This is a genomic window from Actinomadura sp. GC306 (assembly GCF_004348665.1).
GTDB lineage: Bacteria > Actinomycetota > Actinomycetes > Streptosporangiales > Streptosporangiaceae > Spirillospora.
This window is the reverse complement of record NZ_SMKM01000244.1, coordinates 1-10091: the sequence shown is the minus strand read 5'-3', so window position 1 is coordinate 10091 and position 10091 is coordinate 1. Positions and strand designations below refer to the sequence as shown.

Sequence of the window (10091 nt, the reverse complement as noted above, 5' to 3'; positions counted from 1 at the left end):
GGCTGGGGGCGATGTCGTCGGCGGCGTCGGCACCGTAGGCGGCGGCGAAGCGGTCGAGGAAGCCCTGGCGGGAGAGGGTGTACTCCTGCGGGCCGGCGGCCTCCAGGGCGTGCGCGGCGACGGCGCAGCCGACCTGGGCGGCGCGCTCCAGCGGCAGGTTCCAGGCCGTCGCGGTCAGGAAGCCCGCGCGGAAGGCGTCGCCGACGCCGGTCGGGTCGACGACGTTCTCGACGGGCAGGCACGGCACGTGCAGCCCCTCTTCGCCCTCGCGGTCGATGACGACGCCCTTGGCGCCGAGGGTGGTGACGCGGATGCCGACGCGGCCGAGGATCTCCTCGCCGCTCCAGCCGGTCTTCTCCTCGGCGAGCGCCCGCTCGTAGTCGTTGCTGAACAGGTAGGCGGCGCCGTCGATGAGGCGGCGGACCTCGGTGCCCTCCATCCGGGCGAGCTGCTGGGACGGGTCGGCGGCGAACGGGATGCCGCGGGTGCGGCACTCGTCGGTGTGCCGGAGCATCGCCTCGGGGTCGTTCGGGCTGACGACGACGAGGTCGAGGCCGCCGACGCGGTCGGCGACCGGCTTGATCTCGATGGAGCGGGCCTCGCTCATCGCGCCGGCGTAGAACGTCGCGATCTGGTTCTGCTCCTGGTCGGTGGTGCACAGGAAGCGGGCCGTGTGGTGGATCTCCGACACGTGCACCGACGCGGTGTCGACGGCGTGCCGCTCCAGCCAGGAGCGGTAGTCGGCGAAGTCGGCGCCGACGGAGCCGACGAGGATCGAGTCCTTGCCGAGGCTCCCCATGCCGAAGCAGATGTTGGCGGCGATGCCGCCGCGGCGTATCTCCAGCTCGTCCACCAGGAAGGACAGCGATACCCGGGCCAGCTGGTCGGGCAGGAGCTGGTCGGTGAACCTTCCGGGGAAGGTCATCAGATGGTCGGTAGCGATCGAGCCTGTCACGGCGATGCGCACGAAGCCGCTCTCCTCGTCGTGGTCGTCCGGCTGTTCACCGGCTGTTGCAACCCGGAAAGACTACTTCCCCGGCGCACCGTGGAGCACGGCCGGAGTGCGGCGGGCAACCGGAAAGAGGCGGCCGGGCAAGGTCCCCGGCCGCCTCTCCGCGGGCGCTTCACCGAACGCGGCTCAGTTGAACGAGTCGCCGCAGGCGCAGGAGCCCGACGCGTTCGGGTTGTCGATCGTGAAGCCCTGCTTCTCGATGGAGTCGACGAAGTCGATGGTCGCGCCGGTGAGGTACGGGGCGCTCATCCGGTCGACGCGGACCGACAGCCCGCCGAAGTCCTGGATCTGGTCGCCGTCCATCTCGCGCTCGTCGAAGAAGAGCTGGTAGATCAGGCCGGAGCAGCCGCCCGGCTGCACGGCGACACGCAGCGCGAGGTCGTCGCGGCCCTCCTGCTCAAGGAGGCCCTTGGCCTTCTCGGCGGCGGCGTCGCTGAGCTTGACGCCCTGCTGCGTGGTCTCCTGCGTGGTCTCGCCTGAAACCGTCATGTGTTCAGCTCCCGGGTCTCGCTGCGCCGCGCGGAGCGGCGGAGTGTCGCTTGTCCTCGAGGACGTCGTACGCCCCTTCCCGTAGGACAACGTACCTCGCCACATGGCCATTCCGCGTATCGGCGGCGGCTAACACCGCGGGAGGGTGCGTCCTACGTCACACCACGGCCGCGGCGGGGATGTGCCATCATTAGTCGTCAAAGCGACGATAAGTCCTCCGTCGCGAAGGGAGAACGCCGTGACCACCACGACACGCGACCTTCCGCTGCTGCTGCTCGGCAGCGGCACCGACCCCGCCACCGAGCGCGGTGTCGACTGCCCCGGCGAGCTGCCGCCCGCGTCCGACCCGGCGCTGGTCGAGCGGGCCCGCGCCGCCAAGGCCGCCCTCGGCGGGCGGGTGTTCGTGCTCGGGCACCACTACCAGCGGGACGAGGTCATCGAGTTCGCGGACGTCACCGGCGACTCGTTCAAGCTGGCGCAGCAGGCCGCGGCCCGGCCCGACGCCCCCTACGTGGTGTTCTGCGGCGTCCACTTCATGGCGGAGTCCGCCGACATCCTCACCGCCGCCCACCAGCGGGTGATCCTGCCCGACCTCGGCGCGGGCTGCTCGATGGCCGACATGGCCACCTTCGACCAGGTCGAGGACTGCTGGGACGTCCTGGAGGACGCCGGCGTCGCCGACGACGTGGTCCCCGTCACCTACATGAACTCCTCGGCCGACATCAAGGCGTTCGTGGGGCGGCACGGCGGCGTCGTGTGCACCTCGTCCAACGCCAAGCGCGCTCTGGACTGGGCCTACGGGAAGGGCAAGAAGGTCCTGTTCCTGCCCGACCAGCACCTCGGGCGCAACACCGCCGTCCTGGAGATGGGGTTCTCGCTGGACGACTGCGTCGTCTACAGCCCGCACCGCCGGGAGGGCGGCCTGACGCAGCGGCAGCTCGGGGACGCCAAGATGATCCTCTGGCGCGGCCACTGCTCCGTGCACGGCCGGTTCACCCTGGACTCGGTCAACGAGGTCCGGGAGCGCGTTCCGGACGTGAACGTCCTGGTGCACCCCGAGTGCCGGCACGAGGTCGTCACCGCGGCGGACCGGATCGGGTCGACCGAGTACATCATCAAGACGATCGAGGCGGCGGAGCCGGGCTCGTCCTGGGCCATCGGCACCGAGCTGAACCTCGTCCGGCGGCTGGCGAACGCCCACCCGGACAAGAACGTCATGTTCCTCGACAAGGCCGTCTGCTACTGCTCCACGATGAACCGGATCGACCTGCCGCACCTGGTGCTGTCGCTGGAGTCGCTGGTGCGCGGTGACGTCCAGAACGTCATCGAGGTGGACGAGGAGACCGCGCACTACGCCCGGGTGGCCCTCGACCAGATGCTGGCCCTCCCCTAAGCCAGGCCCTCCCTAGCCAGGCCCTCCGCTAGGACAGGCCGGGGGCGTCCCAGAGGGGGAACCACCGGGCCGTGTCGGGCTCCATGGGCAGGACGGCGCCGAGCGCTTCGCGCGCACGCGTCTCGACCAGGTTGTTGCGGCCGCGCGCCCCCTGCCCGCCCGGCGGGCGGGGGGCGAACGGGTAGAACGTGCCGCGGCCGGGCGAATGGACCAGGAGGAGCCGCTGCGCCCCGGCCTTCCTGCGAAAGCCGGTCACCGTGCAGAGCAGGTAGGGCCCGTAACCGGCGGCGGTCAGCGTGGAGTTGACCATGTGCAGGTCGGCGGCCAGCCGCTCGAAGGCGTCCGGCGGGCGGGTGACGTGCGCCCATCCCCAGCCGTAGGGCCCCGCGCTGATGCCCGTCTGACGGCCCGCGTCGCCGCGCAGGAGCCGGGCGACGTCGCGCAGCACCCGGTCGAAGTCGCCGAACGGGCCGCCCTCCACGAGGCGGTGGCAGACGGCGCCCGTGCCGTCCGGGGCGAAGCCCGTCGCGGCCTCCAGCGCGGGCGCGGCGGGCGGCAGGTCGAACAGGCAGTCCAGATCCGGCAGGCCGGGCACGTGCCGGCCGAGCAGGCCGTCCAGGACGCCCACCTCAGCCGCCGCTCGCGAGCCGCCAGGAGAGCACCGACAGCCGCTCCCGGCGCCGCTCCAGCGGCGGGTGGCTGGACAGCAGCCCGGCCGCCCCGCCGCCGTGCGCGCCGACCACGCACAGGGCGCGCACCGGGCGCAGCGCCCGCAGGTCGTCGCGGGACGCGTCGCGCAGCCCCTCGGTGATCTTCTCCAGCGCGGACACCAGATCGGAGGGCCGCCCGATCAGCAGCGCCCCGGTGGCGTCGGCGCACAGCTCCCGGTGCCGCGACAGCGCCAGCCCCACCAGCGTGCCGACGCCGTACAGCACCGCCGCCGCGACGCCGAGCGGCAGCAGGACGACCCCGCCCGCGAAGGCCGCCGCGCGCCCGGCGCCGTGCCTGTCCCGGCCGGTGAGCAGGCCCGTCCACCAGCCGAGGAACAGCCCGGCGCACAGGCCGGGGAACGCGGCGACCGCGCCGACCAGCACGTCCCGGTTGGCGACGTGCGCGACCTCGTGCGCGAGGACGGCCGCCAGCTCGCCCGGCAGCAGGCGCGGGCGCAGCCCGCCGGTGACGCACACCACCGCCGACCCGGGCCCCGACCCGGCGGCGAACGCGTTGGGCGCCTCCAGCGCGGAGACGGCGAGCCGCGGTTTGGGGAGGCCGGACGACATGCACAGCCGGTCGAGGACGGCGTGCAGCTCCGGCTCCTCGTCGGAGGTGACGGGGCGGGCGTCCATCGCGTAGAGGACCAGCCGGTCCGCCGCGCGGACCGAGACGACCGCGCAGGCGACGGCGGCGGCCACCGCGACCGCGCCCCAGACCGGGCCGAGGAGGAACGCGGGCAGCACGGCGGCGGCGTACACGAGCGCGACCAGGCCCGCCGTGGCGAGCATCCGCCAGGTCAGCCCGGCGTCGGGAGCGTCACGGGAGGGCGCCATGGCCCGACGCTAGTCCGCGCGCGGGCGGCGCACAGCGTCTCATGACACACAAGTCCACAAGACACAGTGCCGGGGAGACGCGGCGCGGGCGCGGTCAGAGGCCCGGGGCGCCCCAGACCGGGAACCAGCGGCCGAGGTCGTCCTCGAACGGGAGGTCGGCGCCGACCGCGCCGCGCACCTGGAGTTCGAGCGCGTTGTCCCGCTTGTCGCCGGGGAGCGGCGCGAACGGGTAGAACGTGCCGCGCTTGTAGAGGTAGACGAGGGCGAGGCGCTGCCCCTCGGGGCCGCGGAAGCCGACCAGTGAGACCAGCAGGTGCGGGCCGAAGCCGTTCGCCTCCAGCGTCGCGTTCACCGCGTGCAGGTCGGTGACGAGGGCGGGCAGCTCCGCCGGATCGTGCTGGGCGAGGATCCACGTGTAGCCGTAGGAGTCGTTGCTGATCTCGACCTTGGGCCCCTCGTCGGCGTCCAGCAGTTCCTGGACGTCGCGCTGCAGCCGCGCGAACGCACCGCCCTCCGCCGCGCGGAAGCACACCGAGCCGCGCCCGGTCGGGACGAACCCGGTCGCCGCCTCCAGGGTGACGGCGGCCGTCGAGAGCCCGAACAGCCGGTCGAGGTCGGGCTTGGCCGGCTTGGAGCGGCCGAGCAGCGTGTCGAGGAAGCCCACCGGTGTCACACTCCCCTGCTGAGCTGGTCGGAGATCTTCGAGAGCTGGGCGAGCCGCTTGTCCAGCGGCGGGTGCGTCGAGAACAGCGACGAGACGCTGAAGCCCCGGCCGAACGCCGGCGTGAAGAAGAAGGCGTTGAACGCCTGCGCGGACCGCAGGTCCTGCGTGGGGATCCGCGCGATCTCCCCGCTGACCTTGGTCAGCGCGCTGGCCAGCGCGGAGGGGCGCCCGGTCAGCAGCGCCGCGGCGCGGTCGGCCGACAGCTCGCGGTAGCGCGACAGCGCCCGGGTCAGCAGGAAGCTGATCGCGTAGGCGACGGCGCTCGCCGCGACCACCACCAGCAGGATCAGCCCGGTGTTCTGGTCGCGGCCGCGGCTCCCGAAGCCGCCCCACAGGCCGAACTGGAGCCCGAACCTGGTGATCATGCCGGCGCAGATCCCGAGGAACGAGGCGATCGTCATGACGGCGACGTCCCGGTGGGCGACGTGCGCCATCTCGTGCGCGAGGACGCCCTCCAGCTCCACCGGGTCGAGCCGGCGCAGCAGCCCGGTGGTGACGCAGACGACGGCGTTCTTCTGGTTGCGGCCGGTGGCGAACGCGTTCGGCACGTCGCTGTCGGCGATCGCGACCTTCGGCTTCGGCGCGTTCGACATCGCGACGATCCGGTCGACGACGCCGTGCAGCTCCGGGGCCTCCTGCGGCGAGACGACGCGGCCGCGCATGGCGAACAGCGTCATCCGGTCGGAGAAGAAGTACTGGGCGAGCAGGAACAGGCCCGCCACGACCAGCGCGACGACGGCCCATTCGGGGACGAAGACGATGAACGCCCCCACGAAGACGACGTAGACGAGCCCCAGCAGGAACATCGTCAGCAGCATCCGCGACGTCAGCCCCCTGTCGGAGGCGTAGCGCGTTCTGGCCATGCGGCCACCCCCTGTGGTACCCCGGATCGGTATTCATTTGTAACAACGCACAAGACCATCTCTTTATGCCTGGTCGTGCACCGCGCCGGGGGACCGAGGGGCGTGGCCGGATCAGTCCGGGATCAGGCCTTCGTCGCCCAGCATGGACCGCACCTCGTCGATGTGCGCGTCCGCCGGGGGCAGGATCAGCTCGGAGGGCGCCAGGCTGTCCGGCGGCAGCGGCCGGCCCACCTTGCGGACGTTCTCCAGCAGCGCGTGCAGCGCGGTGCGGAAGGTCGCCTCGTCGCCCGTCTCGATCGCCGACTCCAGCTGGTCGTCGAGCGAGTTGAGGGCGGGCAGGTCCTCCTCGGCCACGTCCAGCTGACCCTCGCCCATCAGGCGGACGATCACTGGGCACCCCCGGGATTCTGCGGCCACTGGGCCTGCTGGGGGTTGTCCTGCTGGTGCGGCTGCGCCTGCTGCTGGGGCTGCGCGGTCGGCGTGCCCTGGTTCAGCTCCTTGGGCGCGGGCCCCTGGCCGAGCTCGGCCTTCAGCCGCTCCAGCTCCATGTCGACGCCCGGGCCGGATCCCATCCGGTCCAGCTCGGCCTGGATGTCGTCCTTCGGACCGGAGAAGTCCTCCAGGGCACCCGAGGCGAGCAGCTCGTCGATGGCGCCGGCGCGCGCCTTCATCGTGTCGGTCTTCTCCTCGGCGCGCTGGATGGCCAGGCCGACGTCGCCCATCTCCTCGGAGATGCCGGAGAACGCCTCGTTGATCTTCGTCTGCGCCTCGGCGGCCGTGTAGGTCGCCTTGATCGTCTCCTTGCGGGTGCGGAAGGAGTCGACCTTCGCCTGCAGCCGCTGCGAGGCGAGCGTGAGCTTCTCCTCCTCGCCCTGCAGCTGCTGGTACTGGGCGCGCAGGTCGTTCAGCTGGCTCTCCAGCCCGGACCGGCGGGTCAGCGCCTCGCGGGCGAGGTCCTCCCGGCCCACCTGCAGGGCCTTCTTGCCCTGGTCGGTCAGCTTGCTCTGCTGCTGCTCCAGCTGGTTGATCTGCAGTTCGAGGCGCTTGCGCGAGGTGGCGACGTCGGCGACCCCCCGTCGGACCTTCTGCAGCATCTCCAGCTGGCGCTGGTAGGAGTAATCGAGGGTTTCGCGAGGATCCTCAGCCCGGTCCAAGGCCTTGTTGGCCTTGGCCTTGAAGATCATCGACATTCTCTTCATCACGCTCATCGCGCGGCGCCGGTCCCTTCGTGCTGTCGCCTCAGTCCTGAACTGAGCTCAATGGCCACTGCTGGGGTTCTTATCACCCTACGCGGTAACGCGCGAGGCAGCCACGATGTTCGCAGCCCGGTAGGCTGATCCCGTGTTCAAGCGTCGTACCCCTGAGGCCCCGCCGAATCCTCCTCAGGTAGTAAAGCCGGGAGGCAAGGGGCGCCCCACGCCCAAGCGGCGGGACGCCGAGAAGCGTCGCCGGCAGCCGATCACCGCGCCCTCCAACCGCAAGGAGGCGTACAAGCGGCTCCGGGAGAAGCAGGCCGCCGAGCGCGCCAAGGTGCGCCAGGGCATGGCCAAGGGTGACGAAGAGCACCTGCTCAAGCGGGACAAGGGTCCCGTGCGCAGGCTCGCGCGCGACTACGTCGACTCCCGCCGCACCGTCGGCTCCTACCTGATGTACGGCATGTTCGCGATCGTGCTGCTGAGCATGCTGCCGATCCCGCTCGCCCGGCTGCTGGTGCTGTTCGCGCCGCCGGTGCTGCTCCTCGTCGTGTTCGCCGAGGGCATCCTGCTGAGCCGGGGCATCAAGCGGCTGGCCGCCGAGCGCTACCCCGACGAGAGCGCCAAGGGCGTCGGGATGTACGCGGCGATGCGCGCGATGCAGATCCGCCGGCTCCGCATCCCGAACCCCCAGGTGAAGATCGGCGAGAAGGACAAGGTCTGAGCGGCGGGCCGGCCCGTACCCGTCCGTCCGCATCCGTCCGTCCGCATCCGGCCGCGGGCGGCCGCCCCGGTTAGGGTCTGGATCATGGAGTTCCGAAACCTGGGCCGGAGCGGTCTGAAGATCAGCGAGATCGCCTACGGCAACTGGCTCACCCACGGCTCCCAGGTCGAGGAGGACGCGGCGCGCGCCTGCGTGCACGCGGCCCTCGACGAGGGGATCACCACCTTCGACACCGCCGACGCCTACGCGGGCACGCGCGCCGAGGAGGTCCTCGGGCGCGCGCTCAAGGGGCGGCGCCGCGAGGGGCTGGAGATCTTCACCAAGGTCTACTGGCCCACCGGCCGCGGCGTGAACGACCGCGGCCTGTCGCGCAAGCACATCATGGAGTCGGCGCACGCCTCCCTGCGCCGGCTCGGGACCGACTACGTGGACCTCTACCAGGCCCACCGGTTCGACTACGAGACCCCCCTCCACGAGACGCTGCGGGCGTTCGACGACCTCGTCCGGCAGGGCAAGGTCCTCTACGTCGGCGTCTCGGAGTGGCGGGCCGAGGAGATCGAGCAGGCCCTCAAGATCGCCGATGAGATGGGCTTCGACCGGATCGTCTCCAGCCAGCCGCAGTACTCGATGCTGTGGCGGGTCATCGAGGAGGAGGTCGTCCCGCTGTGCGAGCGGGAGGGCATCGGCCAGCTCGTCTGGTCGCCGATCGCGCAGGGCGTCCTGACCGGCAAGTACAAGCCGGGCGAGCCGCTGCCCGAGGGGTCGCGCGCCACCGACGACAAGGGCGGCGCCGACATGATCAAGCGCTTCCTGAACGACGACCTGCTGACCCGGGTGCAGGAGCTCAAGCCGATCGCGGACGACCTCGGGCTCTCCATGGCGCAGCTGGCGATCGCCTGGACGCTGCAGAACCCGAACGTGTCGGCGGCGCTGGTGGGCGCGAGCCGCCCCGAGCAGGTCGCCGACAACGTCAAGGCCGCCGGGGTGAAGCTGGAGGAGGACGTGCTGAAGAAGATCGACGACGTCCTCGGCCCGGTCGTCATCCGCGACCCCGAGCTGACCAAGAGCCCGCGCAAGCGCCCCTGACCCTCCGGAAGTGCCGCGGAGGCCGCGGGGCGCCCGCCCCGCGGCCTGCCGGCACCCGGTCAGTCCGGTTCGTGCAGGCTCATCTCGTAGACGAGCGTCTCACCGTCCAGCAGGACCACCTTGTCGACGTCGTCCGCGCGCAGCCCCCGCCAGTTCTCCCCCAGCCAGCTCTCCGCGTCCGCCTGGGTGGAGAAGCTCTCCTCCGCCGTGCCGACCGCGCGCCCGTCGGCCTTCTCCAAACGCCAGCTCCACGCCATCGCTTCCGTCCTCCCTCGTCGCGGTGAGACTAGCCGGAACATGCCCTAGGACGCGGACTCGATGGCGCGGCGCAAAGACTCCGGACTCTCGATGTCGGACTGGTCGAGAATGCTCCCGTTCAACCGCACGCTCGGCGTCGCCCGGATGCCGGAGTCGATGTAGCCCTGGCTGACCGTCTGCACGCTCCGGGCGAAGCGCTGCTCCGTGACGCACGACATGAAGCCGGGCTCGCTCTTGCGGAAGTGCGCGAGCAGGAGCAGGTCCTCTTTGCGGTATCCCTCGGTTTCGAGGCCGGCCGGCTGCTTGGTGTACAGGGCGTCCTGGTAGCTGAGCCAGTGCGCCCCGTCGCCGACGCAGCGCAGCGCCGCCGCGGCCCGGACCGAGTTGCCGTGCGCGGGCTGCCGCGAAGCGGCGAAGATGACCATCGGGCGGAACACCACCTTCGCCTTCCCCGCGACCGCGAGCTCCTTGAGCATGGGATCGTTCTTGCGGTCGAAGTCGCCGCAGTGCGGGCAGGCGAAGTCGACGAAGATCTCCACCACGGGGGACGTGACGCCGGGGCGGGCCATCTCCAGGCTGCCGTCGCGCTGCGGCACGGCCTCCGCGCCCCCGGCGATCTTGCCGGTCCGCAGCTGGACACCGCCGCCGTCGCCGCCGCCCTCGTCCTCTTGGACCACGATGAAGAAGACCGCCGCCACGGCCAGCACCAGGACCAGCCCGCCGGCGAGCAGCCCGATCACCAGGCCGACGCCGCAGCCGTTCCCGCCCCTCGGCGGAGGCGGGGGGCCGTACGGCCCGGGCG

13 protein-coding genes are annotated in these 10091 nt (G+C 71.7%); 3 read left to right on the top strand and 10 right to left on the bottom strand.

All coding sequences use genetic code 11. The annotated features are described in order from the left end of the window. Together E1200_RS26335 and E1200_RS26330 are read right to left on the bottom strand one after the other, a co-directional pair. Positions 1–967 (bottom strand): carbohydrate kinase family protein (locus E1200_RS26335; protein WP_131954763.1); only part of this gene is annotated, 967 nt, incomplete at its 3' end. A 171-nt stretch (positions 968–1138) separates the two neighbouring features. After that, positions 1139–1501, bottom strand: coding sequence for an iron-sulfur cluster assembly accessory protein (locus tag E1200_RS26330; RefSeq protein ID WP_131954762.1), 363 nt, complete (start codon positions 1499–1501; stop codon positions 1139–1141). A gap of 238 nt (positions 1502–1739) precedes the next feature. On the opposite strand from E1200_RS26330, the gene nadA reads away from it, so the two are divergent. Further along, positions 1740–2894 carry a quinolinate synthase NadA gene (gene nadA, locus E1200_RS26325; RefSeq protein ID WP_131954761.1) on the top strand — a complete coding sequence of 385 codons (1155 nt, stop codon included), beginning with the start codon at positions 1740–1742 and terminating at the stop codon, positions 2892–2894. A 28-nt stretch (positions 2895–2922) separates the two neighbouring features. On the opposite strand, the gene E1200_RS26320 is transcribed toward nadA, so the two are convergent. The 6 genes from E1200_RS26320 to E1200_RS26295 form a co-directional block, all read right to left on the bottom strand. After that, positions 2923–3522 carry a hypothetical protein gene (locus E1200_RS26320; RefSeq protein WP_131954760.1) on the bottom strand — a complete coding sequence of 200 codons (600 nt, stop codon included), beginning with the start codon at positions 3520–3522 and terminating at the stop codon, positions 2923–2925. A gap of 1 nt (position 3523) precedes the next feature. Next, positions 3524–4441 (bottom strand): M48 family metalloprotease, encoded by a 918-nt coding sequence (locus E1200_RS26315; RefSeq protein WP_131954759.1) that lies wholly within the window; start codon positions 4439–4441, stop codon positions 3524–3526. A 94-nt stretch (positions 4442–4535) separates the two neighbouring features. After that, positions 4536–5105, bottom strand: a complete 570-nt coding sequence (locus E1200_RS26310; protein ID WP_131954758.1) for a hypothetical protein — start codon at positions 5103–5105, stop codon at positions 4536–4538. Positions 5106–5110: 5 nt separating this feature from the next. Next, positions 5111–6028 carry a zinc metalloprotease HtpX gene (gene htpX, locus E1200_RS26305; protein WP_131954757.1) on the bottom strand — a complete coding sequence of 306 codons (918 nt, stop codon included), beginning with the start codon at positions 6026–6028 and terminating at the stop codon, positions 5111–5113. A gap of 111 nt (positions 6029–6139) precedes the next feature. Continuing rightward, positions 6140–6418, bottom strand: coding sequence for a hypothetical protein (locus E1200_RS26300; protein WP_131954756.1), 279 nt, complete (start codon positions 6416–6418; stop codon positions 6140–6142). Beyond that, entirely contained in the window at positions 6415–7236 is an 822-nt protein-coding gene (locus E1200_RS26295) for a PspA/IM30 family protein (RefSeq protein WP_207933553.1), read from the bottom strand. Before E1200_RS26295 ends, E1200_RS26300 begins: the two co-directional genes overlap by 4 nt. Before the next feature lie 133 nt (positions 7237–7369). Here E1200_RS26295 and E1200_RS26290 point away from each other — a divergent pair, with 133 nt between their 5' ends. Next, positions 7370–7945: a DUF3043 domain-containing protein gene (locus tag E1200_RS26290; RefSeq protein WP_131954755.1), complete on the top strand. Its 576-nt coding sequence runs from the start codon at positions 7370–7372 to the stop codon at positions 7943–7945. 84 nt (positions 7946–8029) lie between these two features. Then, complete coding sequence (locus E1200_RS26285; RefSeq protein ID WP_131954754.1) at positions 8030–9031, top strand: aldo/keto reductase family protein; 1002 nt, start codon at positions 8030–8032, stop codon at positions 9029–9031. A 59-nt stretch (positions 9032–9090) separates the two neighbouring features. Here the strand turns inward: E1200_RS26285 and E1200_RS26280 are convergent, their stop codons facing one another. Together E1200_RS26280 and E1200_RS26275 are read right to left on the bottom strand one after the other, a co-directional pair. Continuing rightward, complete coding sequence (locus E1200_RS26280) at positions 9091–9288, bottom strand: hypothetical protein (RefSeq protein ID WP_131954753.1); 198 nt, start codon at positions 9286–9288, stop codon at positions 9091–9093. Between the two features lie 45 nt (positions 9289–9333). Next, a partial coding sequence (locus tag E1200_RS26275) for a thioredoxin domain-containing protein (RefSeq protein ID WP_131954752.1) occupies positions 9334–10091 on the bottom strand: 758 nt, incomplete at its 5' end.

Bases quoted from the DNA above. Each gene is read 5' to 3' on its own strand.
- E1200_RS26330 (WP_131954762.1), bottom strand. From the start codon at position 1,501: ATGACGGTTTCAGGCGAGACCACGCAGGAGACCACGCAGCAGGGCGTC.
- E1200_RS26285 (WP_131954754.1), top strand. From the start codon at position 8,030: ATGGAGTTCCGAAACCTGGGCCGGAGCGGTCTGAAGATCAGCGAGATC.
- htpX (WP_131954757.1), bottom strand. From the start codon at position 6,028: ATGGCCAGAACGCGCTACGCCTCCGACAGGGGGCTGACGTCGCGGATG.
- E1200_RS26295 (WP_207933553.1), bottom strand. From the start codon at position 7,236: ATGAGCGTGATGAAGAGAATGTCGATGATCTTCAAGGCCAAGGCCAAC.
- E1200_RS26280 (WP_131954753.1), bottom strand. From the start codon at position 9,288: ATGGCGTGGAGCTGGCGTTTGGAGAAGGCCGACGGGCGCGCGGTCGGC.
- E1200_RS26315 (WP_131954759.1), bottom strand. From the start codon at position 4,441: ATGGCGCCCTCCCGTGACGCTCCCGACGCCGGGCTGACCTGGCGGATG.